Source organism: Methylobacter svalbardensis, assembly GCF_037671525.1.
GTDB lineage: Bacteria > Pseudomonadota > Gammaproteobacteria > Methylococcales > Methylomonadaceae > Methylobacter_A > Methylobacter_A svalbardensis.
On sequence record NZ_JAWPOH010000010.1, the window covers coordinates 13,091 to 39,816 of the forward strand.

A 26,726-nucleotide genomic window follows, 5' to 3' on the forward strand; every position below is an offset into this window, starting at 1 on the left:
GTGCTACTACTGTTGTAATTATTTCAACCATTTGTTTTTTATAATAAAAAATGGGGTTACGCAGCCTATCAATACACAAACAATCAACACTGCCAGAACAGTCTGATTCCAGTCTACCGGATAAATATCGGCTTTGATAGGCGAGCTGATGCCGGGAATGCTGGGCAAATCGCCATCGCCGCCATCGACTTTCAATTGCGCTTTCATGCCTTTTTCCATATGTTGCGCGAGTTCGCAATGCACTAGGTAGGTTTTTTTCTGGCTGGGCACAATCAGCGAAGCCTTCAATTCGCCCTGGCCGTAAAGCTCCAGATGAAACATGCCTTGCGGATAGATATAACCCGGCAAGCCGTGAATCATCAATTGGTGGCGAATCTGGTCGTCATTGATAAAGGTGATGTTGATGCGGGAGCAGGGCGCGACATCCCATTCCTGAGTGTCGAAGGCAAACATTTTGCCGGGAAATTTCAGCGCGTGTTTGTGTCCGGCGCGGATGGTGATGTTGACGTCGCCGGACACTTTCGGGCAGTCTTTGGGCAGATTGTCGCTGTTGGCGTTCATGATCATGCCTTTTTCGTCCATGATCATGCTGCCGTGATACATCAAGGCCATGGTTTCATCGGCTATTGCCGAGTGGCTGTACAAGCCCAGTATGATTAACAGTGTGATTAAACCTTTCATTGCTTTTGTTTCCGTTTGTAAACCAGCGCCACAAAAACAGACAGTCCTATGGCCAAGCCAGCCGCCAGGCCGAATACGATGATGCGGAGGTAATCGGGCGCAATCAATGCGGCTTCACCGAGTAGCGGTGCAAAATCGCCTTCACCCCAGACCGCTTGTTTTTTGGCGTAGTAATCCTTGTTAAACACTTGGTCAAGAAAGGCGTCATGCATTTTCGGCATGCCTTGTTCATCAATCAGCGGCTTGTAGGCCAGGATTGCCATGTTGCCGCCGGGTTCCATGCCATCGGTGGTGGTGCCGGTGGGGACGTGGTCATGAAACATCCACAGGCCGGGGCCGTAGCTGTTTAAGCCGTTATTTTCGGTACGCAAACGCAGATCAAGCCGTTGCGCCGGTGCAATGTCGAACACGTCACGCGTTATTTGTGACGCTGCCGACAACTCAACGCCGTCGAAAGCGGTGATGGTGGCTTTGTGCCCGTGAATATGCAGCGCGACCGGAGAGCGCTGGGCGTTGGCGATATGAAGTTTTATGTCTTCGTTGTCATTGGCGACGATGACTGCATCTCGCAGTGTGTACGGGAAGGAATGGCCGTTCAGCAGAAAATAGTTTTCAAACGATTCGGTCATGTTATATTCGCGGTTCATCCGCTGTGCGATAAGCCTGGGGTCATTCGCATTCTGGATGATTTGCGCCAGCTTTTTATCCACGGACTGATAATGCAAATCATATTCCTGACTGTAGGATTCTTTCACCGCAACGGCAGGGTGGCGGACTTGTCCCGCACCAATATTAAAGGTCTGTATCCAGTTATTGGGCCGGTTTTCTTCGACGATAAACATGCTGCTCAAGCCCATTATGGTGTGCTGGGCGGTTTGCACATGGCAATGATAGAGCATGGTTCCGGCATGTCTGGGTTGTATTTCATAAGTATGGCTTTTGCCGGGGAACACCGGGTGTTCTTCCATGCCGTCATTATCGTTGCCGGCAGCGGTTTCCCAAGGGTGATCAACACCATGAAGATGGATGGTGTGCGGTAAATAATGGGTGTTTTCCAGCGTGATGTAAACCTTGTCACCTTGCTCAACCCGAATCACCGGGGACGGCGCGCGCAGCAGCGGATTGGCGACCAGCGAGTTGAAATTTTTAACGGCCATGCCGCTGGATTTGGGCGCGAAAACCCAAAGCCCCGGCTGAATGCCGGGGGCAATGTCGTAAGTATTGATCAGAAATTCGCCATCGGGACTCGCGCCGTTGAGTTCCACGACTTCCAGTTTGATGCGGATGATGTCGGGATCGCCATCGCCGTCCAGGTCGTCAGTCGTGGTCAGGGCATCCTGGGACAAATGCGATTGCATCAGGGTATTCATCGATACATTGTTGGCGCCTTTGACCGCAACGGCAATGTCGTAGGGGTTATCAGGCTCGCATGACAGCGCTGCATCGATTTTTACGCCATCGATGACCTGCGCCTGTCGCCATTCGGGGTGTTCATTAGAGCAAGGCTTTTCTACCGCATCGGTTTCTCCCGAGCGGTTGAAAACGGTCGCAGGCGGTGTAATGCCGGCTTTTTGTAACCGGGCCGGTACAAAATAAACGGCAACAGCGACTAATAAAGGGATAAGCAGTATTGCTAAAAGGAGGAGGGATCTTTTGGGCATATAACGACAGAAAATGTTCTACAAAGTAGAGTTATTGTAAAGGTCTGCCAAGTTAAAACCTAGGCGCATTTTTAAATGCGGGAAATGGCGATAATATACCGAAGTTAGATGCTCTGGAAGTCCGGCGTTATTTTAAATAACACCGTAGCGTATTATACTTGGTATAATTTCATCAGATTTTATGTTCACTGGGTGGTCTGTTGTTAAAAGAACAGACCACCTTTCCAGCCTTTGTTTGTACAAATCTTTACTTGGTATTCATGCATGTCTAATTCGAACTCGAACTCGTACAATCCTGATCTTGATTGGACCCAGGTAAGGGAAACCTCAAAAATGCTCATCTTATCGGCTATTCAAGTAGAAGATATGATGATTGAAGCTGATTTATCGGTCAATACGCTGACCGAATCGTTTACCTCTGTCGTTGAACATATGCAAGCCATTAATAAACATCTGCTTGCGCTTAATTCTTGTGACATAAGGGATGAGGCATTGGTGTGCTGCTCGGAAACAACCGACAAAATTCAGGCCTCTATAGTCGCTTTCCAGTTTTATGATCGGATGCAGCAATGTTTGCAGCATGTCACTTCAAATCTAAAGGGATTATCCGAACTGGTGGAAAATCCCAAGCGTCTTTATAATCCGACCGAATGGAAACAATTTCAGCACGAAATTCGTTCACGGTACACGATGGAATCAGAAAAACTGATGTTCGACGCCATTGTAGAAGGCAAGACTATAGATGAAGCGCTTTCGATAAAAAACACCCATCAAGAAGAATATCAGTTCGATAATATAGAGCTTTTTTAATAAATAATGTTACTTAAACGCATAGTTATCATTTGTACATTGCCATCTGTTCTTGCCGGTTGCGCTGGATTGTATGGTTCGCAGCCACCTGCTCCCGTGTATGGCGGTCAACCGAAGATTCAAAAGCCTTCAGTCGGTACACCCAAAAAACCCAAGTCGGATAAAGAAATTGTTAAAACGCAGCCGCTTAAAGACTTTTCGGAAGTAAACCCCGAACCCTTTTCCCCTTCAGAACCAGCATCTTCAAGTCCCGTTACTTTAGAAGCACTGGAACCCTCAGCGCCGACGCCACCGTCTCCTTCGGAATTAACGCCGTTTCAACCCATAGAGGCCACAGTTCCGTTGTCGCCCGTAGTAACGGCTTTAGTTTCAGCAGCCAATCAAAACACCAATGCCGGTGATCTTGATTCGGCGGCAACCTCCATAGAAAGAGCTATCAGAATCGAGCCAAGAAATGCGACTTTGTTTTATAAATTGGCGTTATTAAGATTGAAACAATCAAAGCCTCGTTTGGCAGAAGATCTGGCAAAAAAATCCGCGTTATTGGCTGCTACCGATAATACCTTGAAAAAACACTGCTGGTTGTTGATAGCTCATGCCCGAGAAATACAACAGGATTTTTCCGGAGCAAAGGCAGCTCGGGCAAAAGCAGGCAGTTTTTAATGGGTATCTTGTGACTTTAGGCCAGGGTTAGGTTAAGGAGCGATCTAGGTTGAATTCGTTTTTTGCCTTCGTCCTTCAGGGTTTCATCATATAGACTTTGGCTATTCAGAATTAAGACTGTCAACAAAACTAGAGTTTTTCAAATAAATCAGGAGAAAAGCCATGAGCAAGGTAGACGACATTAATACCGAAATACAGCATATGCAGCAGCAAATGCTGGTTTATTTGCAAACACATTGGCGACTGTTTCTGGCGGAAGGGATTTTCTTTATTATTCTTGGGCTTTTAGCGATAGTGGTGCCGCAGTTTTTTACGGTGGCGATAGTCGTATTTTTAGGCTGGATTTTGCTGTTCGGCGGAATCGTTCATGTTAGCCGTGCTTTTGTTTTTCAAAATATGCCCGGCTTTGTCTGGTGGTTATTTATGGGCATCTTGCAGGTTCTCGTCGGTTTTTTATTTATCACCAAACCGGTTGCCGGCGCACTGACTTTGACGATGTTGATGACGATGTTTTTTGCGCTGGAAGGCATTGCCAAAATTTCCGTGGCATTGATGATGCGGCCCTTGGCTAACTGGGGCCTTATTCTGTTCAGTGGCATTACGGCTTTGGTTTTTGCGCTGATCATCTGGATCAGTTGGTCTGAATCGGCGCAGTGGCTGCTGGGCTTGTTTTTGGGAGTTAATATGGTTTTTCTGGGTTGGTCGCTGGTCAAAATAAGCCTGCACCATAAAGTGCAATAAGCTGTGCAAAAAAACGATTATGCCACAAAAACACCCTAAAAATCTGATCATAAAGGTACTGGTGGTCGGCGCAATCATCGCTGTTCTGAGCTATTTATTTTATCCCGACGTCGGCCAATTTAGTATTATGATCAACGGCGAACCGGTCGCAGAGCCGCTGGTTCGCTTTGCCGCCGTACCGACATTTTTGTTGATCATGATTGTAACCGGCGTGCTGATGGTATTGCTGTTTTTGGGTGTCGGCGTGTTTATGTTTCTGTGCGTGATGTTTGCTGCATTGATAGGGATTTTTATCATGGCACCTTATTTTTGGCCGGTGCTGGTTATTGTTTTATTGATGGTAACGTTGATGACTCTGGGTAATGGCAATAAAGGCTAACAAGCAGCCGCCAAGGATTGCCCCCTACATAGCTCCATTTTTTGTTCAGGCGTTACAATATGCGCCATTGTGGTTAACTCATTGGTCTTATTCAATATGGAAAAAATAAAGGTTCTTTTCGTTTGTCTGGGCAATATTTGCCGGTCGCCTACGGCTGAAGGTGTGTTTACCAAACTGGTCAAGGATCATGATTTGGAAGATTATTTCGCTATCGATTCGGCCGGTACTCATGCTTATCATGTCGGCAAAGAGCCTGATTTACGCTCCCAAGCGGCCGCCCTTGAACGGGGTATTGATTTATCTGGTTTGCGTGGCAGACAAGTCATTAACGGGGATTTTGAGGATTTCGATTTTGTGCTGGCGATGGATGATGAAAATTATTCAATACTGATCAATGTCTGTCCTGAGCAATACAAGACCAAAGTTAAGTATTTTCTTGATTACGCGCCGCAGCTGGGTGAGCGCCAGGTGCCTGATCCTTATTATGGCGGCCAATACGGTTTTGAGCGGGTGCTGGATATGATTGAAGAGGCCGCCGCCGGTTTTTTAAAAGCCTTGCAGGAATCGGGTAGCATTAAACAAAGAGGATAATGTCATGGCAATAGTATCGAATACCGTCGCTTATCTTGATGGTGATGTAGTACTGGAGGCTTTTTTTGCCTTTGATGATCAGATTTCAAGCCGTAGGCCGGCGGTTTTAATTAGTCATGCCTGGGCGGGTCGGGATGATTTTGTTGCCGAGAAAGCCAAAAAATTGGCCGCCTTAGGTTATGTCGGTTTTGCGGTTGATATGTACGGTAAGGGCGTTTTAGGCACTAGTCCCGAAGAAAATATGAAGTTGATGCAGCCTTTTATGGCTGATCGTGCCATGTTGCAACAGCGCATGAAAGCGGCTTTGGCGGCGGTGAGATTGATGCCGTGGGTTGACGACAGCAAAATCGCCGCGATCGGTTTTTGTTTTGGCGGCTTGTGTTCGCTTGATTTGGCCAGAACCGGCGCTGATATTAAAGGCGTAGTGAGTTTTCATGGCTTGTTGGCTGCGCCTGAAAATGCGCAGGGTAACGCGACTAAGGCAAAGATTTTGGCGTTGCATGGACGGGATGACCCGTTGGTTCCGGCTGAGCAAGTGCTGGCCTTCGAGCAGGAAATGACCGAAGTCGGCGCAGACTGGCAGTTGCATACCTATGGCAATACTATGCATGGATTCACTAATCCGCTTGCCAATGACCCTGTATTTGGTGCTGTCTATCAGCCTGACTCGGATCGGCGCTCGTGGATAGCGATGCAAAACTTTTTGACGGAAATATTCGGCTGATAAAGCGAGTAGGGTGCGCCGTGCGCAGCTTGGGATTAAATCGACGCTTAACCTTCGCTCAGAGACTGTGAAGGTATTATCCAAATCGAGCTGAAAAAATTATTTACCACAGAGAATACGAAGGACACGGAGAAAATAACACCATTAATTCAATGCATTAAAAATTCTGTGCCCTCGGCAACTGCTCCTGCGTTGCTCTACCTCCTGCATAATCCACAGGGATGTGGTGAATGCAGATATTGCAGGAGCAAATATCTGTCCTTGCAGTCGTCCGTGTTCTTCGTGGTTATTTCTTAGACCCATGCTAAAAACGAATTTTTCACAGCCTCTCAGCTGTCCCGGTTTAAGTTGGTAGCCGTTTAATGTTTTACCTGTTCCCCGTAGTTTTAATTACCCTCTGTCTGAAGCAAAACGGGGTTGTTTGCAGCGAAAGATATAAAGCATTATCAGCTTCGACACTATTGAGACAATTTGTTATAATCTCTGGCTTATTTCATGCCATGTAGTCACACTTAAAACAAGAAAAACCAGGATAAGTGTGTTCGTACTTAGTCACGAAACCATGCCGGTCTGTATTAACGGCACACTGTATGTATAGGGATCAATGTCAAACTTCGCTAAAGAAATAATACCTGTCAATCTCGAAGACGAGATGAAACAGTCCTATCTCGATTACGCCATGAGCGTTATCGTCGGTCGAGCCCTTCCAGATGTCAGAGACGGCCTTAAGCCGGTGCATCGCCGCGTGTTATATGCAATGAGCGAGCTTGGCAATGACTGGAACAAACCCTATAAAAAATCGGCGCGTGTCGTCGGTGACGTGATCGGTAAATATCACCCTCATGGCGATACCGCGGTTTATGACACCATGGTACGGATGGCGCAGAATTTTTCGATGCGTTATATGCTGATCGACGGACAGGGCAATTTCGGTTCGGTTGACGGCGATTCTCCTGCGGCGATGCGTTATACCGAAGTGCGCATGTCGAAAATCGCTCATGAATTACTGGCCGATCTTGACAAGGAAACCGTCGATTTTGCGCCGAACTATGACGAATCGGAATCAGAACCTAAGGTCTTGCCGACCCGGGTGCCGACGTTATTGATTAACGGTTCATCGGGTATCGCAGTCGGTATGGCGACTAATATTCCGCCGCATAACTTGTCTGAAGTCGTCAGCGCCTGTCTGGCGATGATCGATCAGCCGGATCTTACCGTGCATGATTTGATGGCTCATATCCCGGGGCCGGATTTTCCTACAGCCGCTTTTATTAATGGCGCGGCAGGTATTTACAGCGCTTATACCACCGGTCGCGGCAAGATTTATTTGCGCGCGCGCTGCCATTTTGAAGACATCGGCGACAGCAGTCGGCAAGCGATCATCACCACGGAATTGCCTTATCAGGTCAACAAGGCGAGATTGCTGGAGAAAATTGCCGAGCTGGTTAAGGAAGGCAAGCTTGAAGGCATTTCCGGTTTACGCGATGAATCGGACAAAGACGGCATGCGCATGGTGATTGAGCTGCGTCGCGGCGAAATGCCCGAAGTGGTGCTGAATAATCTGTACAAGCAGACGCAATTCCAGACCGTGTTCGGCATCAATATGGTTGCCCTGCTGGATGGTCGTCCGCATTGCATGAATCTTCTGGAGATTATCAGCGCCTTTATCAACCACAGACGGGAAATTGTTACCCGCAGAACGATTTATAATCTGCGCAGGGCCAGGGAAAGAGCGCATATTTTAGAAGGGCTTGCGGTTGCTTTAGCCAATATCGATGAAATGATTGCGCTGATTAAAGCGGCTGCCAATCCGGCCGAGGCTAAAGTCGGTTTGTTGGAAAAAAACTGGGATGCAGGGCTGGTTTCAACGCTGCTGGAGCGCGCCGATGCGGATCGTTCGCGGCCGGAAGACTTGGCTGCAGAATTTGGTATTCATGCCGGGATTTACCGGCTGTCTGAAACCCAGGCTCAGGCTATTCTCGATTTGCGTCTGCATCGCTTGACCGGTCTGGAGCAGGACAAGATAGTCAATGAATACAAACAGCTGCTGGAACAAATTGATGAGTATCTGTTTATTCTGGGTAGCGATACTCGCCTGATGGAAATCATCAGAGAAGAGTTGGTTGTTATCAAAGATCAGTATTCTGATCCGCGCCGCACCGAAATCTTGCAAAATCATTTGGATCTGTCCGAGGCGGATCTGATTACCGAAGAAGATATGGTGGTGACCATGTCGCACGAAGGCTATGTCAAATCACAACCGTTGAGCGATTACACGGCACAACGGCGCGGCGGTCGCGGCAAGTCGGCCACAGCCACCAAGGAGCTGGATTATGTCGATAAGCTGATTGTGGCCAATACCCACGATACTATTCTGTGTTTTTCATCACGGGGAAAAGTTTACTGGCTGAAAGTCTATCAATTGCCGGTTGCCAGTCGCGCCGCCAGAGGCAAACCTTTCGTCAATTTGCTGCCATTGGAGCAGGGCGAAAAAATCAATGCGATATTGCCGATACGCGAGTTTACCGACACTAAATTCATTTTTATGGCGACCTCGGCGGGTACCGTCAAAAAGACGCCGTTAAAGGAATTTGAGCGTCAGCGCACTAACGGTAAAATCGCCATCGATTTAAGAGAAGACGATACGCTGGTGGGCGTTGCAGTGACCGATGGTCAGCAAAACGTGCTGTTGTTCAGCAGCACCGGTAAGGCGGTCTGTTTTAATGAAGCGGATGTGCGCTCCATGGGCAGAACGGCGTCCGGGGTGCGAGGAATTCGTTTGCAGGAAGGGCAAAAAGTCATTTCGCTGATTATCTCGACCGAAGGTACGGTGCTGAACATCACCGAGAACGGTTATGGCAAGCGCACCAAGCTGGAAGAGTTTACCTGCCATAAACGCGGCGGCCAGGGTCTGATTGCGATACAAACGTCGGCGCGTAACGGCGCTGTGGTTGGCGCGGTGCTGGTTAATGATAATGACGAAATTATGCTGATTACCGATGGCGGCACCCTGGTGCGTACCCGGGTTGACGGCATCTCGGTGGTCGGCAGAAATACCCAGGGTGTAACGATTATTCGATTGGGTAAAAAGGAAAAAGTCATCGGCGTGGATCGTATCGAAGGTTTAGCCGGGGTAGATGATGCCGATGATGATGAAGGTACTTTTTTAGCCGATGCCGAATCAGAGCCGGATGCATCGGATGAAACAACCAATGACGACAGTGAATCAGGTGAGGAATCGTAATGTCCAGAGTTTATAATTTTAGCGCAGGTCCGTCTGCATTTCCTGAATCGGTATTGCAGCAAGCGCAACAAGAAATGCTGGAATGGCGCGATAGTGGCATGTCGGTTATGGAAATGAGTCATCGCGGCAAGCATTTTTCCAGTATTGCCGAAGAGTTGGAAAGCGATTTGAGAGCGCTGCTGGCCGTTCCTGAAAACTATAAGGTTTTGTTCCTGCAAGGCGGAGCAACGGCGCAGTTTTCGTTGATACCGCAGAATATCCTGAACGGCAAGACCAAGGCCTGTTACCTGAATACCGGCGCCTGGTCGGAAAAGGCGATCAAGGACGCCAAGGCTTATTGCGATGTGGTGGTTAGCGCCAGTTCGGAAGCGTCAAAATTTACCACGATTCCCGATGCTGCCAGCTGGGCAATCGACAATCAGGCGGCTTATCTGCACTATACCTCGAATGAAACCATACACGGCGTGGAGTTTCAATCTTGCCCGGATAGCAAGGGCTTGCCGCTGGTGTCGGATATGTCGTCTAATATTTTATCGCGCAAGATCGATGTCAGTCAGTACGGCCTGATTTACGCCGGAACCCAGAAAAACATGGGGCCAGCGGGCGTTACCGTAGTCATCGTCAGGGACGATTTGGTCGGTCATGCGCCTAAAACGGTACCTTCGGTTTTTAACTATGCCGAACAGGCAAAAAATCAATCGATGCTGAATACACCGGCAACCTATAGCTGGTATCTGGTCGGGTTGATACTTAAGTGGTTAAAAGAGCAAGGTGGTGTTGAAGGCATAGAACAGCGCAATATCGCTAAGGCAGCGAAATTGTATCAGGCCATCGACCGGTCGACTTTGTATTCCAATCCGGTAGAGATAGCGTCTCGTTCACGGATGAATGTCCCCTTTATTTTGGCCGACGAAAGCCTGGATAAACCGTTTTTGGCGGCAGCAGAAGCCAATGGTTTGTTTGAGTTGAAAGGTCATCGTTCAGTGGGCGGTATGCGGGCCAGTATTTATAATGCGATGCCGGAAGCCGGCGTGCTGGCTTTGATCGATTTTATGGCTGAATTTGAACGCAGCCATTAATCGACAATTTAAAAATTGAATCAGGCTACTAAGGACACTTCCATGCCATCCGCTACTCCGCTTTCTGAGTTAAGAGATAAAATTGATGCCATCGATAAGCAGATTCTGCAATTGATTAATCAACGCGCATCCTATGCAATGGAAGTTGCCAAGACCAAGACTGCACAAGGTGAACAAGGGTCGTTTTACCGTCCGGATCGAGAGTCATTGGTATTGCGGCGCATCAAAGACTTAAATCAGGGGCCGTTAACCGATGATACGGCGGCTCATTTTTTCAGGGAATTGATGTCGGCCTGTTTGGCGCTGGAAAAACCGCTGGATGTGGCTTATTTAGGTCCTGAGGGCACATTTACCCAGCAAGCCGCCATTAAGCATTTCGGTTCAGCGGTTAAAACCGTACCGGCTACAACGATTAACGATATTTTTAATGCGGTGGAAAACGGCAACTGCCAGTTTGGCGTGGTGCCGGTCGAAAATTCCACCGAGGGCGTCATCAGCCATACGCTGGATCGGTTTTTAAATTCGCCGCTGAAAATTTGCGGCGAAGTTGAAATCAGGGTGCATCAAAACCTGATGGGGCTGGTAGATAGTCTGGATGAAGTCACCGAGGTGTTTTCACATCAGCAATCGCTGGCGCAGTGTCGGCAGTGGCTGGATAACCATTTGCCGAATGCCAAGCGAACTGCGGTCAATAGCAATACCGAGGCGGCAAGATTAGCATCAACCCATAAACAGGCGGTTGCGATAGCGGGCATTGTTGCGGCTGAGATTTATCGATTAAACGTCATCGAAAAGAATATCGAAGACGAATCCAATAATACCACCCGTTTTATCATTATCGGACAGCAAATATCGACGCCAACAGGTAACGATAAAACCACTCTGGTCGTTTCTACAGGCAATCAGCCCGGTGCGTTGCACAGAATACTTGAGCCTTTCGCAAGATTGAATATCGGCATGGTGCATATCGAATCCAGGCCGTCACGTCAGGGATTATGGGATTATGTGTTTTTCATCGATATCGAAGGCCACTGTGAAGATGATGATGTCAGTCAGGCGCTGGCTATATTGAAAGACAACGTTAATATGCTCAAGCTATTGGGTTCTTATCCTAAAGCCGTACTCTAAAATTTCTTTCTCATCCTTTGGGTGAGTATTAAACGATCTCAAACAGACCCCATGAACAACACTGATAAAATTTATAATCTTGCCGTGTCCGGCGTGCAAAAGCTTATTCCTTATACGCCCGGAAAGCCGATAGCAGAGCTTGAGCGTGAGCTGGGTCTGACTCACATTATAAAACTTGCGTCCAATGAAAATCCTTTAGGGCCAGGAAAAAAAGCCTTGGCTGCCATACAGGCAACTTTGAAGGATTTGGCCCTGTACCCGGATGGCAACGGTTTTGATTTAAAGCTCGCGCTGGCTGAAAAATATGCTGTCGATATGAGCCAGATTACGCTGGGCAATGGTTCCAATGAGATTCTGGAACTGGTAGCCAGGGCGTTTTTAACACCCGGACTTGATGTGGTTTTTTCGCAGCATGCTTTTGCGGTGTATCCGTTGGTGACTCAGGCAGTTGGCGCTACGGCGGTTGTAGCACCCGCCTTAAATTACGGTCACGATCTGGATGCGATGCTGGAACGGGTTACCGATAAAACGCGGCTGGTTTTTATAGCGAATCCCAATAATCCAACCGGCACATTGTTGAATCATGCCTATTTGGAGTTATTTATTAAGGCGTTGCCGGACACTTGTATCTGTGTGCTTGATGAGGCCTATTGTGAATTTGTTGGTGACCAAAGCGCCGGCAATTCAATATCCTGGCTGAAAAAATACCCTAACTTATTGATTACTCGCACTTTTTCTAAGGCTTACGGGTTGGCTGGATTGCGTATCGGCTATGGCTTATCCAGTCCGCAACTAGCGGACATCCTGAATCGGGTGCGCCAGCCTTTTAATAATAATATGCTGGCCTTGGCCGCTGCCGAAGCCGCGTTGACGGATATTGAATATCTGCAAAATACCCTTGTCGTTAATGCTCAAGGCATGCGGTTTGTAACAGAAGGCTTCAAAGCTCTGGGTTTGGAATGGATTCCATCGGCAGGTAATTTTGTGCTGGTCGACCTGAAACAGCCTGCGATGCCGATTTATGAGGCTTTGTTGCGCAAAGGGGTTATCGTCAGGCCGGTTGGTGTGTATGAATTGCCTAACCACCTGCGCATCACCATAGGTACGCAGACCGAAAATCAGCTGTTTCTACAAGCATTAACTGAAGTTATATCTGTGTTATGAATACACGAAGAATTTGTAGGGGCGACTTCATGCCGGGCTGTCCTGCCCGGCACCCTACGAGCCAGTGCAAATCTGCTCCCGGCAGATTTGTCAGTCGCCCTGGGGCGAATGAATCCGCCCTTACAGTAGCTGCTAATGTTTAATCGGCTTTGCATTATCGGCGTCGGTTTAATCGGCGGCTCTATTGCCCGTTCTGCACGACAGCAGGGTTTATGCAATAACATAGTCGGCTACGGCCGTAAGCAGGACGAGAAAAATCTGCAAGCGGCAAAGCGCTTGGGTGTTATTGATGACTATACTCTGGAGTTGGCGGAAGCCGTTCAAGGTACCGATTGTGTGGTGATTGCCACGCCGGTTGCAAGCATCGAAAGCATTTTTTCTCAGCTTAAACCCTTGTGGTCGGATGATGCGATTTATACTGATGTGGGTAGTACCAAAGGCAGCGTTATCGCCGCAGCAGAGCGGGTTTTCGGCAGGGTTCCTGATAATCTGGTTCCTGCTCATCCGATTGCCGGAGCAGAGCAAAGCGGAGTTATAGCTTCAGTGGGCGACTTGTTTGTCAATAAACGCCTGATTATCACACCGGTCGGAAATACTCAGCCTGAAGCTGTGCAAAAAATTCAAGGTTTTTGGGAAGGGCTGGGGTCGTTGGTGTCGGTGATGGAGGTGCAACATCATGACAGCGTATTGGCCGCAACCAGTCATTTGCCGCATATTCTGGCCTTTGCCTTGGTCGATATGCTCGGTCATAAGGACGAGCAGAGCGAAATTTTTCAATATGCGGCCAGCGGGTTCAAAGATTTTACCCGGATTGCATCCAGCGATCCTACGATGTGGCAGGATATTTGTACGGCTAACAAGGATGAAATCATTCCTTTAATTGAGCAGTTAAAGGATGAATTAGATAAAATACAATGTTTGCTGGAAAATGATGACAGCCAGCAACTTTTTGCAACCTTTACGTATGCCAGAAATGCTCGGCAACGCTTTCTTGATCAGTTCAATACTAATTAATATGTCAAAATCAATCACATTTCAGGTTCAACCCGGCGGTAAGTTACACGGCGAGGCACGCGTGCCCGGCGATAAATCCATGTCGCATCGATCAATCATGCTGGGTTCGCTGGCGACCGGCGTTACTCATGTAAAAGGCTTTCTCGAAGCGGAAGATGCGCTGGCAACTTTGCAGGCTTTTCGTGATATGGGTGTTGAAATTGAAGGCCCGGTTAATGGCGAATTGACCATACACGGCGTCGGCAAACATGGTTTAAAAGCGCCTAAAAAAGATTTGTATCTGGGCAACTCAGGTACGTCCATGCGTTTGCTGAGCGGTTTATTGGCAGGTCAGGCATTTAACTCGGTATTAACCGGCGATAAATCATTATCCGGCAGACCGATGAAACGGGTCACGGATCCGTTGGCAGCGATGGGTGCCAATATAAAAACCACAGAGCGCGGCACAGCGCCCTTGCATATCACCGGCAGGGCGGGGCAGTTGACCGGCATTGATTATGCGATGCCAATGGCCAGCGCACAGGTTAAGTCCTGTCTATTGCTGGCAGGCATGTACGCGCAAGGCGTAACCAGCGTTACCGAGCCGGCGCCTACCCGCGATCATACCGAACGGATGCTGTCAGGGTTTAATTATCCGGTTAAGCGGCAAGGCAATAAAGTCAGCATTACTGCTGAAGGCAGTTTGACGGCAAGCGATATTGATGTGCCCAGCGATATTTCATCGGCGGCATTTTTTCTGGTCGGGGCGTCTATTGCACCGGGTTCCGATCTGTTGTTGAAACACGTGGGCATTAATCCTACGCGTACCGGAGTCATCGACATCCTCAGATTGATGGGTGCCAACATTGAAGTGCTTAACGAGCGCACTGTCGGCGGTGAGCCGGTAGCTGATTTGCATGTTGTTTACAGTCCCCTTAAAGGTATAGATATTCCCGAACATCTAGTGCCTCTGGCTATCGATGAGTTTCCGGTGTTGTTTGTCGCCGCAGCATGCGCAGAAGGCCAAACACGGTTAACCGGAGCGGAAGAGCTCAGAGTAAAAGAGTCGGATCGCATTCAAGTGATGGCAGACGGCCTGCAAATATTAGGCGTAGATGCACAACCGACTGAGGATGGCATGATTATTCAGGGCGGTTCGATAGGAGGCGGCGAGGTTGTATCTCATGGCGACCACAGAATAGCGATGTCGTTTTCAATTGCCGGTTTGCGTGCTAGTGCGCCCATTACTATCCATGATTGTGAAAATGTGAATACCTCGTTCCCCGAATTTAGAGACCTGGCAAAACGTTTAGGTCTTGATCTTGTTTGCAGGGAAGAGTAATGAATATTCCGGTATTGACAATTGATGGCCCTAGCGGTGCCGGAAAAGGCACGGTTAGCCGGGCGGTAGCTAAAAAAATGGGCTGGAACTATCTGGATAGCGGCTCTATTTATCGTTCGCTGGCGGTTGCGGCATTAAAACAGCACGTTGATTTGGAAAATGAAGTCGCCATTGTCAATATCGCTAAGGCGATGGTGCTGGAATTTGATTGCGGTGATGAATTGGTCATCAGGCTTGATGGGGAAGACATAACCGCCCAGCTAGGTTCTGAGATTACAGGTAATGCTGCTTCCATTGTTGCGGCGCTTCCCGAAGTCAGGCAGATTTTATTGCAAAAACAAAAAGATTTTAAACGGTTGCCGGGGTTGGTTGCAGATGGGCGTGACATGGGGACAGTGGTTTTTCCTGATGCTGAAAATAAAGTATTTTTAACTGCCAGCGCCGCTGAAAGAGCCAAGAGGCGATATAAACAGTTGATAGAAAAAGGGATTGATGCTAACCTAGCGCGGATAACAAACGAGATAGAAGAACGCGATCGCCGGGATATGGAGCGTAAAGCCGCTCCGTTAGCTATGGCCAGTGACGCGCTTTATATCGATTCTTCGGATATGACGCTAGAGGCTGTCATTGAAGAAGTACTGAATTTAATCCGTTAAGGGTTTTTTATGTGGTCACCTCAAAATTGTTTGAGTGTGATTTTTTTTAACTTTGATAAAGAAAAGGCTTGTTCGAGTTTCGACAGGCTTGGGAATGGAAAATGAGCGAAAGCTTTGCTGAATTATTTGAAGAAAGTCTAATCAAGACGGAAATGCGTCCTGGTGCCATGTTAATGGGTACGGTTGTTGATATCGAAAACGATATGGTCATCGTCAGTACGCATTCTAAATCAGAAGGTGTCATTCCAAAATGGCAGTTTCTCAATAACGATGGCGAATTAGAAGTTGCCATTGGCGACGAAGTCGAGGTTGCCCTTGATTTATTTGAAGACGGCCTTGGAGCTACACTTCTTTCTCGTGATAAAGCGAAGAAAAATAAAGCTTGGTCAGAACTTGAAAATGCTTTTGAAAAAGAAGCAACCATTGTCGGTCGAATTACCGGCAAAGTTCGCGGTGGTTTCACTGTGTCTGTTGGTGCATTACGTGCTTTCTTGCCTGGTTCATTGGTTGATGTTCGCCCAATCAGAGACACGACTTTCTTAGAAAATCGTGACCTTGAATTCAAAGTTATAAAAATAGATCAAAAACGTAACAACGTGGTTCTGTCTCGTCGTGCTGTGGTAGAAAAAGAATACAGCGCAGAAAGAGAAGAATTGCTGAAAACGCTGGAAGAAGGCGCAGTCGTTACCGGCGTAGTTAAAAACCTGACTGATTATGGCGCATTTATCGATCTTGGCGGTATTGATGGTCTGTTACACATCACTGATATGGCATGGAGACGCGTACGTCATCCGTCCGAGTGTGTAGAAATCGGTCAAGAAATTAAAGTTAAGGTTCTGAAATACGACAAAGAGAAAAATCGTGTTTCATTAGGCATGAAGCAAATGGGTGAAGATCCATGGCAAAACATTGCTCGTCGCTATCCTGCGGGCACACGCGTATTCGGTAAAGTCAACAATCTGACTGATTACGGTTGCTTTGTTGAAATTGAAGAAGGCGTAGAAGGTTTGGTTCACGTTTCTGAAATGGACTGGACTAACAAAAACGTTAACCCTTCTAAACTCGTTCAATTAGGCGATGAAGTCGAAGTAATGGTTCTTGAAATTGATGAAGAACGTCGTCGTATTTCTTTAGGCATGAAACAGTGCAAAACCAATCCTTGGGATGAATTTGCAGCAACGCATAACAAAGGCGATAAAATCTCCGGAAAAATCAAGTCAATTACTGATTTTGGTATTTTCATCGGTTTGGATGGCGGTATTGATGGTCTGGTTCATATGTCCGATATTTCCTGGGCAGATGAAGGCGAAGCTTCTGTTCGTGACTTCAAAAAAGGTGACGAACTGGAAACTGTTATTTTAGCGGTTGATTCCGAACGCGAACGTATCTCTTTAGGTATTAAACAACTTGAACAAGATCCATTCCAAAACTTCCTGGCTACACACGAAAAAGGTAGTTTGGTAAAAGGAACGGTTAAAGAAGTTGATGCTAAGGGTGCGGTTATCACTTTAGATGATAATGTCGAAGGCTATTTACGTGCTTCTGAAATCCAACGTGATCGTGTTGAAGATGCCAGAACCTTGTTAAAAGAAGGTGATGCACTTGAAGCTAAATTCATTGGCGTAGACAAGAAAAGCAAATCAATTTCTTTATCTATTAAAGCTAAAGATAGCGATGAAGAGACTCACACTATTAAAGATCATTCTCAGCAATCGGTTAGTGCATCTACATCGACTACATCTACTTTTGCTGATCTCTTTAAGCAACTGGAAAAATAAAAAATCATAAGGGGTATGTACAAACCTGCCCCTTTTAATTTTATTGAGTAACTACTCAACAGAGCCAATTTTATAATGGACACGGATGCTAAAAGTGGGCGCCTCTAGGCGACATTGATTAGATGGATTTAAACGGATTTTAATAAGTCAAAGACTTAGATTTATCTGTTATTTTATCAGTAATTATCTGTCTAATCTGTGTTATCCGTAATCCATTATTCTAACTGCTGAGCAGTTGCTTTATTTGTTTGTTTTCGCAGGACAGAATGTGACAAAATCAGAATTAATTGAAGCTCTTGCCAAACATCAACCGCATCTGGCACAGAAAGATGTAGAGATAGCGGTAAAATGTATCATTGAACAAATGAATCAGGCGTTATCTTCCGGGGAAAGAATCGAGATTAGGGGTTTTGGTAGTTTTTCGCTACATTTACGTCCTCCTCGTATGGGGCGGAACCCTAAAACAGGTGAATCTGTAGCCTTATCAAAAAAACATGTGCCTCATTTCAAGCCCGGTAAGGAGCTTCGTGATAGGGTGGATGCTTCGCGAGATAAATGTAAGATAGTCGATTAATCGTTAGTGTGTTAAGGCTCTGTAAAACTTATGCAGAGCTTTAATGTTAACGTTTTTGAAGTAAAAAGCATTACCCTCCTTTGTTTTTATATCCCCCATTTCTGTTTGAGTTTTTGTTTGTTCAATGCTAGCCATTGAATGGCAATAATAGGTATTGCTGAATCTATTTCGCCGTTCTCCAGCATATGATAGACCTCGTCAAAATCAACAGCGCGTACTAAAATATCCTCGTCTTCATGATCTAAGCCATGAATGCCACCGACTTGAGTGCTATCGACTTTTCCACAAAATAGGGTGATCCACTCGGATGAACCGCCCGGTGTGGTATAAAATTCATTGATGACCATCAATTGCTGAATTTCACAGCCGGCCTCTTCCCAGGACTCTCGATATGCGACTTCCTCGGCAATTTCACCTGCTTCGATGGCTCCAGCAACAATTTCTACTAGCCAGGTTTTATCCGGATTTAAAATTGCTCCCGCTCTGAACTGTTCGATCAGTATGACCTTATCGGTGTTGGAGTCATATAACAGAACTGCGACGCAACTGCCGCGCACGAACAACTCGCGAGTTATTTCAGCACTCCATCCGCCGCCAAACAGGGTGTGTTTAAGCCGGTATTTTTCCACGCGGAAAAAGCCCTGATAAACGATGTCCTTGCTTAAGATTTCAAATTGTTTATCCATGATTGCCTTTGTGCTCAACTTTATAAATGACACCGCGCTTATCATCGCTAATTAACAGGCTGCCATCCGGCATTTCCAGAATATCAACAGGACGGCCAAGCACCTTGCCGGTTTTGGTTAACCAGCCGTCAATAAAAACCTGCTCGGCAACTGGCTGGCTTTGTTTGAATTTCACCAACACAACACGATAGCCTTGAGGCTCGGATCGGTTCCATGAGCCGTGTTCTGCGACAAACAACTGATTTTTAAATTCGACCGGAAATTGCTTGCCCCGATAAAAACGCAGTCCCAACGGTGCCACATGGGCCTTGAACTTCCATACCGGTGCGGTAAATTGTCTGCATGTTTTATCTGCTGCAAGATCGGGATCAGCAATGTCACCGCCATGACAATAAGGAAAGCCGAAATGTTCACCGGTAGTTGTCCACTGATTAAGTTCATCGGGCGGCAGATCATCGCCCATGTAATCGCGGCCATTATCGTTAAAAAACAAGGCATCGGTTTCCGGTTGCCAGTCAAAGCCCACCGAACTCCTGATGCCTCTGGCAAGAATTTCAAAGCCGCTACCGTCGGCATTTAACCTGACCAGCGATGAATAGATTGGTTTTTCAGGTTCGCAAATATTGCACGGCGCTCCGACGGTCGTGTATAGCTTATTATCGGGGCCAAAGCGAAGATATTTCCAGCCGTGATGTTGTTCAGATGGGAATTGATCGTAAACCACAACGGGTTTAGGCGGATTAGCTAATTGCTGGCTGATGCGGTCAAAACGAACAATGCGATTGACTTCTGCCACGTATAGCGTGTCGTTTTTGTAGGCAAGGCCGTTGGGCATAGTTAAACCGCTGGCGATGATGTAACGCTGATCCGCTACACCATCGCTATTGCTGTCCTGTACGGCATAAACTGCGCCTTCAGTTCCCGTGCCGACAAACACCACGCCGTTATCACCCAAAGCTAAACTGCGGGCATTGGGCAGGTTATCGGCAAAAATAGACAGGGTAAATCCTGCCGGTACATGCAGTTGTTTTACTATGTTCTGATGACTGTTTTGTTCAGCAAAGGCTAAATAAGGATTAATTAAAAATAAAGCAAGCAGTATTACTTTTATAATAGGCATCAGAATATCCTTCATCAATAAATTTAAATTATAGTCCCATTCTTAGGAGGGTTGGAATGTGTTATTCAACCCCCATATTGATCAAACCTTAACTTATCAAAAGGCTTAAGCATATGATGCGTATTTTTCTTTTTCTGGCAACCAATGTGGCAATATTGGTTGTGGTCAGTATTGTTTTTAATGTGTTGGGCTTAAGCGGCACGCTGGATGCTCAAGGCATCGACCTTAATCTGAATGCTCTGTTAGTCATGTCGGCCATCATCGGTATGAGCGGCTCCGTTATTTCTTTGGCCATGTCTAAATGGTCTGCAAAAAGAGCGATGGGAGTGCACGTTATTGAACAACCTCAAAATCAAACCGAGCAGTGGCTAATCGACATCGTAGCCAAACAAGCTAGGCAGGCGGGTATCGGTATGCCGGAAGTCGGTATCTTCCAAACGCCTGACGCCAACGCGTTTGCTACCGGCATGAGCAAAAACAGCGCGTTGGTAGCGGTCAGTAGCGGTCTGCTGCAAAACATGAACGCCGATGAAGTTGAAGCGGTTGTCGGTCATGAAATCAGCCATGTTGCCAACGGCGATATGGTGACGATGGCATTGATGCAGGGCGTAGTGAACACCTTTGTGTTCTTTTTCGCCACCATTATCGGTCATCTTGTCGATCGTGTAGTATTTAAAACCGAACGCGGTTACGGTCCGGCCTATTATATTACCCAGATGGTAGCTCAAATTGTCCTGGGGATTTTGGCGTCCATGCTGGTGATGTGGTTCTCCCGTTACCGGGAATTTAAGGCAGATGCCGGTGGCGCTAAGCTGGCCGGACGGGAAAAAATGATTGGTGCTCTGCGCGCCTTACAGCGCGGACACGAAGCAGAAGATCTGCCGGGACAATTGGCAGCCTTCGGCATTAATGGCAGCGGTGTGAGCAAGTTGTTTATGAGCCATCCGCCATTAGAAGAGCGCATTGCCGCGTTACAAAATAACCGTTAACTCAACTTACTGTAGGGGCGACTTTAGTCGCCCTTTAATACTGGGCGACTACCAAAAGTAAGCGCTTTAAGCGAAGTGGCCCCTACATCATGCCCCAACATCAATTCATTCGCTTTGCCCTAGCTCTGTCATATGACCAATACCTTAAGGTCTATCAAGGCATGGCCAAAAATGTTTCTGTCGTTGCCGATGATGGTAGAAGAATCGCCTTTCCGGCGGGCAAAGTTCAAACTTTTTTAACCAATCAAGGCATCAATGGCTATTTTGAAATGGAGTTAACGCCTGAAAACAAATTCGTCAGCATTAAAAAATTAAATTAAAGCCTTATGTTTATCCGTTTTTCAGGCGTCGATAAATTCTCATTACTCAAATTGAAGGTGTGCGATTGAAAACAGAAGTTCTGGTGCTGGGCGGTGGCCCTGGAGGTTACACGGCGGCGTTTCGTGCGGCCGATTTAGGTAAGCAAGTCACCTTGGTCGAGCGTTATCCGGTTTTGGGCGGGGTTTGTTTGAATGTCGGCTGTATTCCTTCAAAAACCCTGTTGCATGTGGCTGCGGTGCTCAATGAAGCCAAAGAAATCAAGCCGGCCGGAATCGGTTTTGCCGAACCTGATATTGATTTGGAAAAGCTGCGCAACTGGAAAAACAACATCAGTACCCAGCTTACTACGGGCTTGGCGGCGTTGGCAAAGCAGCGCAATGTAACGGTTATTAAAGGCGTTGGGCGTTTTGTTTCCGATACGCAACTGTTGGTTGAAGATGGCGACGACACCCAGACCATAGAGTTTGCGCAGGCCATTATTGCGGTCGGCTCCCAACCGGTAAAAGTACCGTCGTTTCCCAATGACGATCCCCGGCTGATGGATTCCACCGATGCGCTCAATCTTGAGCAGATCCCGAAAAAACTGCTGATTATCGGTGGCGGCATCATCGGCCTGGAAATGGCGACTGTTTATCACGCTCTAGGCAGCAAGATCACCGTGGTAGAAATGCAGGATCAAATTATCCCCGGTTGCGACAAGGATCTGGTCAGACCGTTAATGCAACGGATCAAAAAGCAATATGACAATATTTTTCTGGAAACTCAGGTAACTCATATTGAAGCGCTGTCGGAAGGCTTAAAAGTTAGCTTCGACCGTGCCAGCTCCGAACTGGCTAACGATAAAGGCAAAGACACCCCCGAAACTGATGTGTTCGACAAAGTGCTGGTTGCAGTGGGCAGGCGCCCCAACGGTCATTTAATTGATGCCGATAAAGCCGGGGTTAATGTTGATGAACGCGGCTTTATCCGCGTCGATAAACAACAGCGTAGCAACGTGAAACATATTTTTGCGATCGGCGATGTGGTCGGTAACCCGATGCTGGCGCATAAAGCCACGCATGAAGGTAAAATAGCGGCCGAAGTGATTGCCGGTATGGCGACCGAGTGGCAAGCGTTAACCGTTCCTTCTGTTGCGTATACCGACCCTGAGATCGCCTGGATGGGCTTGACTGAAAATGCGGCTAAAGCGCAAGGCATCTCTTACGAAAAAGCCGCTTTCCCTTGGGCGGCAAGCGGACGTTCGTTAAGCATGGGGCGCAAAGAAGGCGTGACTAAATTGCTTTGTGATAAACAAACCGGCCGTATTCTTGGCGCAGGTATCGTCGGCACTCATGCCGGTGAATTGATTGCCGAAGCCGTATTGGCTTTGGAGATGGGGGCGAGTGTTGAAGATTTGGCATTAACGGTACATGCGCATCCTACCTTGGCAGAAACTTTGGGATTTTCCGCCGAAATGATAGCCGGCACTATTACTGATTTATTGATTAAGAAACGATGAAAAAACTATTCAACAAAAGCTTTATTACCAATTTTATCTCGGTTGTGATCATTATTATCGGTTATGTTTGCCCGATACAGCCGGAGTTAATCAAATCCATCGGCTTTTTTGCGCTTTCCGGTGCCATTACCAACTGGTTGGCTATTTATATGCTGTTTGAGAAAGTGCCTTTATTATACGGCTCAGGCGTTATACCGGCCCGGTTTGAAGAATTTAAACTGTCGATCAAGCAGCTGATGATGCAGCAGTTTTTTACCGCAAACAACATCGAACAGTTTATCGAAACCGAGGAGCAGCAAGGCAAAGGTCTGTTGAACCTGGAGCCATTGTTGAATGCGGTCGATTATGACAAGGTCTATGAAGGCTTGGTCTCATCGATTATGGGTTCTTCGTTTGGCGGCATGTTAGCGATGATGGGCGGTGAACAAGCGCTGGTACCGTTAAAAGAGCCGTTTATCGAAAAAATGAAAATCACTCTGACCGAAATGGTCGAGTCAGACCGGTTTAAAGCTGCATTAAAGCAAGGTCTGGATGCGCACAAAATCGGCGGCGATATTATCGGCAAAATTGAAACAGTGATCGATAAGCGCCTGAATGAATTAACCCCGCAACTGGTTAAGGAAATGGTTCAGGCCATCATTCGTCAGCATCTGGGATGGCTGGTGGTTTGGGGCGGCATTTTCGGCGGCTTGATGGGCGCATTATTCGTATTTGCTTGATGGAAACTATGGAACTGGCTTTTGAGGAATTCGGCAATCCTGATAATAGCCCTCTGATTATTCTGCATGGTTTTTTTGCCTCCTCGCGTAACTGGCGGCAGGCAGCCCAAAAATTATCTGCCCGGTTTCATGTGTATGTGCCGGACATGCGCAATCATGGCGCATCGCCGCATCATCCATTGATGGATTATCCTTCGATGACCGCTGATTTGTTGCAATTTATGGATCAGCGGGGTTTGGAAACAGCCAGCTTGCTGGGGCACAGCATGGGCGGTAAGGTAGCCATGTGGTTTGCGCTGACCTCTCCAGACAGGCTGGCTAAGCTGATTGTTGCGGATATTGCGCCGGTCAGCTACAAACACAGTTTTGATCACACTGTCCTGGCATTAAAAGCGCTGCCGTTGGCTGAGCTTAGCAACCGGAAACAGGCCGAATCGCTGCTTGCGTCGCGCATACCCGAGCTGAGTTATCGCCAGTTTCTGCTACAAAATCTTATTCTAAAAGACGGCAAATATTGCTGGCGGCTTGATCTGGATATTTTTCAGCGGATGGCGCCCAATATTGCCGCCTTTCCGAATGCCGATCATTTATCCCCATTTACCGGCAAGGCTTTGTTTATCGCAGGAGGCGATTCAGACTTTGTTAAGCCTGAGGATATAAACTTATTATTTCCGGAGGCGGCTTTCAGTACCATAGCCGACGCCGGACATTGGCTGCATGTACAACAACCGGCTGTTTTTACAGCATGGGTTAAAAATTTTTTAGCGTAAAATAAAAACATAGGGGGGATTTTGCCTAAAGTACCTACTGTCGGCAGTCGCCCTTATAATCGCTCCTTTTGAGGAGCAGGGATGATCAAATGCTGAGCCTAGCATCTGATTTTTAATGATCTGTATTGTCGAGAATGTTTTAAATGAATCAAAAAATAAGAAAAGCAGTTTTTCCGGTTGCGGGTCTCGGAACCCGCTTTTTACCCGCTACCAAAGCGAGTCCTAAGGAAATGTTGCCGGTTGTGGACAAGCCATTGATCCAGTATTGCGTTGAAGAGGCAGTAGCGGCTGGAATCGATACGATTATATTTATAACCGGCCGAACCAAAAACGTGATCATGGATCATTTCGATAAAGCCTACGAATTGGAAAATGAACTGACTACCCGTGGCAAGACCGAAATATTGAAAATGGTTCGGGAGATGATGCCGCCGAATGTGTCATTCGTGTTTATTCGTCAACCAGAGGCATTAGGACTGGGTCATGCTGTGCTTTGTGCCAAGTCTGTCGTTGGTGATGAGCCGTTTGCCGTTATCTTGGCCGATGACTTGATCGCTAATCGTAACGGCGATGGCTGCATCACCCAAATGGTCGAACAATACAATAAACATCAGTGCAGCATATTAGGCGTAGAACGGGTAAATCCTCGGGAAACCGACAAATACGGCATAGTCAAAACCAAGGAAGTATCGCCAGCGGTAGGCCAAGTTGAAACGATTATTGAGAAACCTGCGCCAGAACATGCACCGTCAAATCTAGGGGTCGTCGGTCGCTATATTTTAACACCGGCAATTTTCGACAAAATTGAACATACCAAGCGCGGTGCCGGTGGCGAAATTCAGTTGACCGATGCTATCGCTGCCTTGATGAGCGATGAACAGGTGTTGGCCTATGAGTTTGAAGGCAAACGCTATGATTGCGGATCAAAACTCGGTTATTTGCAGGCAACTGTTGAATTCGGTTTGATGCATGAAGAGTTAAAGGGCGATTTTCTGGATTATTTAAAGAATCTGGCTCTCGATTAAGTCATGTGGACGAGAGCGGCAAGGACGAATTCATTCGCCCTTGCCGCTCTCGGTACTCACCATAACTTGAGCGAAACCGCCGCCAGGCGTGCGGAAGTTAGTGGTTTGCCCTTGAAATAAACGGGCGCTGGTTAACTGCACCTGTCCCTGGTAAACATACTGCCGTAAATCCAGTTTAAGATCGACCCTTTTATTGTCCACGTGCACTTGCCGCTCGGTTGGTTGCACCAGCGATTGTGCGACATAATTTCCCTGTAGAATCTCTCCGAACACCCGTTTGGTCAGTTTACCGCCTCGATATACGGCTTTGCTGCCGTAGCCTTTGGCCGGTTTAAAAAACAGCTGTTTGCGTGCGGCCCATAAAGTCTCAGCATCTTCCTTATGTACGCAAACCGTGTGGGCAATGCCTTCAAGCAGCAGGGTTCTGATTTCTGCGCTAACCTCCATATCCCGCAATGTGGTTTCATCCGTCAATATTGCCAGATTTCTTTTATCTGCGTATAGCGCATGAGCTCTTGGATGGGGCGTGACGACGACTGCTTCAGCCAGATAGGCATCGCGCAATGGTTTTAATGTATCCATTTCCAATCCGAAGTCGGTCAAGCGGTTGTAAACAAGATCAATCGGCAGTTCCTCGTGCATAAGTGTTCCGTTGCGATAATCAAGCTCGGAAGGATCACAAATAACGGTCTTAATAGGGTGTTGTTCAAACAGTTTTTTAAACAATAAAAATTCCGGCAGCATGAATTGCTCTTGCGGATTTTCATCGACGATAGCGATTGAATGTAAGGGTTGAAGGCCGCGTTCAGCTTGCCATTCTTCAACAAACATCGCCATAAACACCTGTTCCAGATTTTGGGTCATGGCCGCATTTATTTCAGCTAAAGCACAGCGAGCTATTTGCGTACTAGCCAGAATGGCATTAACCAAAGCGCCGCCGGCATTAGAATTTATTTCAATTAATTGCGATCCTTTAGGGCTTAAGTGAAAGTCATAGCCGAAAAAAACGCCGTGCGCTTTTGGAATAAACTGTGCCGTGTCGGGTGCATAAGCCAGAACACGTTGCTGATAAGCGGGCATCGCAATGACGCTTTCTATCGCGGTAATAATGTCGCGTTGCTTGCCTATACTGGCTTTGTCGACAAAAACGATAGCTTCGGCGAATAGGTGAGGACGCTCTTCAATGAGCATCCGGTATAGTAAATCGTCATCCAGTTGTTGCGATAATGCCTTGTGCATGGCCTCCCGGTCGAGTGAAACATAATGGCATTCGGTGTTGCGTTGTTCGGTCAGTTGGGTGGATTCATTGTCGGTGCTCGCTTTGGGAAATGAGGTCATGCAAATTTCATCTGTCTATTGGCTAGGACAATGCTGGATTAGCCGGTAGATT

At 47.1% G+C, this 26,726-nt stretch carries 26 protein-coding genes; 21 read left to right on the plus strand and 5 right to left on the minus strand.

Annotation, left to right across the window (positions count from 1 at the left end; genetic code table 11):
* Positions 1-18: 18 nt before the first annotated feature.
* Positions 19-681 carry a cupredoxin domain-containing protein gene (locus RW114_RS05950; RefSeq protein ID WP_340121814.1) on the minus strand — a complete coding sequence of 221 codons (663 nt, stop codon included), beginning with the start codon at positions 679-681 and terminating at the stop codon, positions 19-21.
* Positions 678-2,342 carry a multicopper oxidase domain-containing protein gene (locus tag RW114_RS05955; protein WP_340121815.1) on the minus strand — a complete coding sequence of 555 codons (1,665 nt, stop codon included), beginning with the start codon at positions 2,340-2,342 and terminating at the stop codon, positions 678-680. The genes RW114_RS05950 and RW114_RS05955 overlap by 4 nt, the downstream gene beginning before the upstream one ends.
* A 264-nt stretch (positions 2,343-2,606) precedes the next feature.
* On the opposite strand from RW114_RS05955, the gene RW114_RS05960 reads away from it, so the two are divergent.
* The 15 genes from RW114_RS05960 (at position 2,607) to RW114_RS06030 (ending at position 18,208) form a co-directional block, all read left to right on the plus strand.
* Positions 2,607-3,152, plus strand: coding sequence for a hypothetical protein (locus RW114_RS05960; protein WP_340121816.1), 546 nt, complete (start codon positions 2,607-2,609; stop codon positions 3,150-3,152).
* Between the two features lie 6 nt (positions 3,153-3,158).
* Positions 3,159-3,815: a tetratricopeptide repeat protein gene (locus RW114_RS05965; protein WP_340121817.1), complete on the plus strand. Its 657-nt coding sequence runs from the start codon at positions 3,159-3,161 to the stop codon at positions 3,813-3,815.
* A gap of 162 nt (positions 3,816-3,977) precedes the next feature.
* On the plus strand, positions 3,978-4,556 hold the full coding sequence (locus tag RW114_RS05970) for an HdeD family acid-resistance protein (protein WP_340121818.1): 579 nt from the start codon (positions 3,978-3,980) through the stop codon (positions 4,554-4,556).
* A 19-nt stretch (positions 4,557-4,575) separates the two neighbouring features.
* Positions 4,576-4,935: a hypothetical protein gene (locus RW114_RS05975; RefSeq protein ID WP_340121819.1), complete on the plus strand. Its 360-nt coding sequence runs from the start codon at positions 4,576-4,578 to the stop codon at positions 4,933-4,935.
* Positions 4,936-5,031: 96 nt separating this feature from the next.
* Positions 5,032-5,526: a low molecular weight protein-tyrosine-phosphatase gene (locus tag RW114_RS05980; RefSeq protein WP_340121820.1), complete on the plus strand. Its 495-nt coding sequence runs from the start codon at positions 5,032-5,034 to the stop codon at positions 5,524-5,526.
* Between the two features lie 4 nt (positions 5,527-5,530).
* Complete coding sequence (locus RW114_RS05985; RefSeq protein WP_340121821.1) at positions 5,531-6,250, plus strand: dienelactone hydrolase family protein; 720 nt, start codon at positions 5,531-5,533, stop codon at positions 6,248-6,250.
* Positions 6,251-6,854: 604 nt separating this feature from the next.
* On the plus strand, positions 6,855-9,494 hold the full coding sequence (gene gyrA / locus RW114_RS05990) for a DNA gyrase subunit A (protein ID WP_340121822.1): 2,640 nt from the start codon (positions 6,855-6,857) through the stop codon (positions 9,492-9,494).
* Complete coding sequence (gene serC / locus RW114_RS05995) at positions 9,494-10,573, plus strand: 3-phosphoserine/phosphohydroxythreonine transaminase (RefSeq protein ID WP_340121823.1); 1,080 nt, start codon at positions 9,494-9,496, stop codon at positions 10,571-10,573. Before gyrA ends, serC begins: the two co-directional genes overlap by 1 nt.
* A gap of 42 nt (positions 10,574-10,615) precedes the next feature.
* Positions 10,616-11,701 carry a prephenate dehydratase gene (pheA, locus tag RW114_RS06000; protein WP_340121824.1) on the plus strand — a complete coding sequence of 362 codons (1,086 nt, stop codon included), beginning with the start codon at positions 10,616-10,618 and terminating at the stop codon, positions 11,699-11,701.
* Between the two features lie 51 nt (positions 11,702-11,752).
* On the plus strand, positions 11,753-12,865 hold the full coding sequence (gene hisC / locus RW114_RS06005; protein ID WP_340121825.1) for a histidinol-phosphate transaminase: 1,113 nt from the start codon (positions 11,753-11,755) through the stop codon (positions 12,863-12,865).
* A gap of 135 nt (positions 12,866-13,000) precedes the next feature.
* Positions 13,001-13,879: a prephenate dehydrogenase gene (locus RW114_RS06010; protein ID WP_340121826.1), complete on the plus strand. Its 879-nt coding sequence runs from the start codon at positions 13,001-13,003 to the stop codon at positions 13,877-13,879.
* A 1-nt stretch (position 13,880) separates the two neighbouring features.
* Positions 13,881-15,200 carry a 3-phosphoshikimate 1-carboxyvinyltransferase gene (gene aroA, locus RW114_RS06015; RefSeq protein WP_340121827.1) on the plus strand — a complete coding sequence of 440 codons (1,320 nt, stop codon included), beginning with the start codon at positions 13,881-13,883 and terminating at the stop codon, positions 15,198-15,200.
* Positions 15,200-15,856, plus strand: a complete 657-nt coding sequence (gene cmk, locus RW114_RS06020) for a (d)CMP kinase (RefSeq protein WP_340121828.1) — start codon at positions 15,200-15,202, stop codon at positions 15,854-15,856. Before aroA ends, cmk begins: the two co-directional genes overlap by 1 nt.
* A gap of 101 nt (positions 15,857-15,957) precedes the next feature.
* Positions 15,958-17,634, plus strand: coding sequence for a 30S ribosomal protein S1 (gene rpsA, locus RW114_RS06025; RefSeq protein WP_340121829.1), 1,677 nt, complete (start codon positions 15,958-15,960; stop codon positions 17,632-17,634).
* 235 nt (positions 17,635-17,869) lie between these two features.
* Entirely contained in the window at positions 17,870-18,208 is a 339-nt protein-coding gene (locus tag RW114_RS06030; RefSeq protein WP_340121830.1) for an integration host factor subunit beta, read from the plus strand.
* Between the two features lie 86 nt (positions 18,209-18,294).
* Here the strand turns inward: RW114_RS06030 and RW114_RS06035 are convergent, their stop codons facing one another.
* Entirely contained in the window at positions 18,295-18,894 is a 600-nt protein-coding gene (locus RW114_RS06035; RefSeq protein WP_340121831.1) for an NUDIX domain-containing protein, read from the minus strand.
* Complete coding sequence (locus RW114_RS06040; protein ID WP_340121833.1) at positions 18,887-20,014, minus strand: PQQ-dependent sugar dehydrogenase; 1,128 nt, start codon at positions 20,012-20,014, stop codon at positions 18,887-18,889. The genes RW114_RS06035 and RW114_RS06040 overlap by 8 nt, the downstream gene beginning before the upstream one ends.
* Positions 20,015-20,127: 113 nt before the next feature.
* Between RW114_RS06040 and htpX the strand changes: the two genes are divergently transcribed.
* The 6 genes from htpX to galU all read left to right on the plus strand — a co-directional run bounded on the left by htpX (position 20,128) and on the right by galU (position 25,336).
* Positions 20,128-21,003, plus strand: coding sequence for a protease HtpX (gene htpX / locus RW114_RS06045; RefSeq protein WP_340121834.1), 876 nt, complete (start codon positions 20,128-20,130; stop codon positions 21,001-21,003).
* An 89-nt stretch (positions 21,004-21,092) separates the two neighbouring features.
* Positions 21,093-21,323 carry a DUF2835 domain-containing protein gene (locus tag RW114_RS06050; RefSeq protein WP_340121835.1) on the plus strand — a complete coding sequence of 77 codons (231 nt, stop codon included), beginning with the start codon at positions 21,093-21,095 and terminating at the stop codon, positions 21,321-21,323.
* Positions 21,324-21,382: 59 nt separating this feature from the next.
* A complete protein-coding gene (gene lpdA, locus RW114_RS06055) occupies positions 21,383-22,822 on the plus strand; it encodes a dihydrolipoyl dehydrogenase (RefSeq protein WP_340121836.1) in 1,440 nt (479 codons plus the stop codon).
* A complete protein-coding gene (locus tag RW114_RS06060; protein ID WP_340121837.1) occupies positions 22,819-23,541 on the plus strand; it encodes a DUF445 domain-containing protein in 723 nt (240 codons plus the stop codon). The genes lpdA and RW114_RS06060 overlap by 4 nt, the downstream gene beginning before the upstream one ends.
* Entirely contained in the window at positions 23,541-24,311 is a 771-nt protein-coding gene (locus tag RW114_RS06065) for an alpha/beta fold hydrolase (protein WP_340121838.1), read from the plus strand. The genes RW114_RS06060 and RW114_RS06065 overlap by 1 nt, the downstream gene beginning before the upstream one ends.
* Positions 24,312-24,454: 143 nt before the next feature.
* Positions 24,455-25,336, plus strand: a complete 882-nt coding sequence (gene galU, locus RW114_RS06070) for a UTP--glucose-1-phosphate uridylyltransferase GalU (protein WP_340121839.1) — start codon at positions 24,455-24,457, stop codon at positions 25,334-25,336.
* A gap of 30 nt (positions 25,337-25,366) precedes the next feature.
* Here galU and RW114_RS06075 read toward each other — a convergent pair whose 3' ends face one another.
* The gene (locus RW114_RS06075; protein ID WP_340121840.1) at positions 25,367-26,674 is read right to left on the minus strand and encodes a hypothetical protein; all 1,308 of its coding nucleotides are present in this window, start codon (positions 26,672-26,674) and stop codon (positions 25,367-25,369) included.
* Between the last annotated feature and the right edge of the window lie 52 nt (positions 26,675-26,726).

Bases quoted from the DNA above. Each gene is read 5' to 3' on its own strand.
- serC (WP_340121823.1), top strand. From the start codon at position 9,494: ATGTCCAGAGTTTATAATTTTAGCGCAGGTCCGTCTGCATTTCCTGAA.
- RW114_RS06035 (WP_340121831.1), bottom strand. From the start codon at position 18,894: ATGGATAAACAATTTGAAATCTTAAGCAAGGACATCGTTTATCAGGGC.
- RW114_RS05955 (WP_340121815.1), bottom strand. From the start codon at position 2,342: ATGCCCAAAAGATCCCTCCTCCTTTTAGCAATACTGCTTATCCCTTTA.
- RW114_RS05970 (WP_340121818.1), top strand. From the start codon at position 3,978: ATGAGCAAGGTAGACGACATTAATACCGAAATACAGCATATGCAGCAG.
- RW114_RS05960 (WP_340121816.1), top strand. From the start codon at position 2,607: ATGTCTAATTCGAACTCGAACTCGTACAATCCTGATCTTGATTGGACC.
- RW114_RS06040 (WP_340121833.1), bottom strand. From the start codon at position 20,014: ATGCCTATTATAAAAGTAATACTGCTTGCTTTATTTTTAATTAATCCT.
- RW114_RS05985 (WP_340121821.1), top strand. From the start codon at position 5,531: ATGGCAATAGTATCGAATACCGTCGCTTATCTTGATGGTGATGTAGTA.
- RW114_RS06075 (WP_340121840.1), bottom strand. From the start codon at position 26,674: ATGACCTCATTTCCCAAAGCGAGCACCGACAATGAATCCACCCAACTG.
- gyrA (WP_340121822.1), top strand. From the start codon at position 6,855: ATGTCAAACTTCGCTAAAGAAATAATACCTGTCAATCTCGAAGACGAG.
- rpsA (WP_340121829.1), top strand. From the start codon at position 15,958: ATGAGCGAAAGCTTTGCTGAATTATTTGAAGAAAGTCTAATCAAGACG.
- RW114_RS05965 (WP_340121817.1), top strand. From the start codon at position 3,159: ATGTTACTTAAACGCATAGTTATCATTTGTACATTGCCATCTGTTCTT.
- hisC (WP_340121825.1), top strand. From the start codon at position 11,753: ATGAACAACACTGATAAAATTTATAATCTTGCCGTGTCCGGCGTGCAA.
- RW114_RS06060 (WP_340121837.1), top strand. From the start codon at position 22,819: ATGAAAAAACTATTCAACAAAAGCTTTATTACCAATTTTATCTCGGTT.
- RW114_RS05975 (WP_340121819.1), top strand. From the start codon at position 4,576: ATGCCACAAAAACACCCTAAAAATCTGATCATAAAGGTACTGGTGGTC.
- aroA (WP_340121827.1), top strand. From the start codon at position 13,881: ATGTCAAAATCAATCACATTTCAGGTTCAACCCGGCGGTAAGTTACAC.
- pheA (WP_340121824.1), top strand. From the start codon at position 10,616: ATGCCATCCGCTACTCCGCTTTCTGAGTTAAGAGATAAAATTGATGCC.
- RW114_RS06010 (WP_340121826.1), top strand. From the start codon at position 13,001: ATGTTTAATCGGCTTTGCATTATCGGCGTCGGTTTAATCGGCGGCTCT.
- RW114_RS06050 (WP_340121835.1), top strand. From the start codon at position 21,093: ATGCCCCAACATCAATTCATTCGCTTTGCCCTAGCTCTGTCATATGAC.
- RW114_RS06065 (WP_340121838.1), top strand. From the start codon at position 23,541: ATGGAAACTATGGAACTGGCTTTTGAGGAATTCGGCAATCCTGATAAT.
- RW114_RS05950 (WP_340121814.1), bottom strand. From the start codon at position 681: ATGAAAGGTTTAATCACACTGTTAATCATACTGGGCTTGTACAGCCAC.
- RW114_RS05980 (WP_340121820.1), top strand. From the start codon at position 5,032: ATGGAAAAAATAAAGGTTCTTTTCGTTTGTCTGGGCAATATTTGCCGG.
- cmk (WP_340121828.1), top strand. From the start codon at position 15,200: ATGAATATTCCGGTATTGACAATTGATGGCCCTAGCGGTGCCGGAAAA.
- htpX (WP_340121834.1), top strand. From the start codon at position 20,128: ATGATGCGTATTTTTCTTTTTCTGGCAACCAATGTGGCAATATTGGTT.
- galU (WP_340121839.1), top strand. From the start codon at position 24,455: ATGAATCAAAAAATAAGAAAAGCAGTTTTTCCGGTTGCGGGTCTCGGA.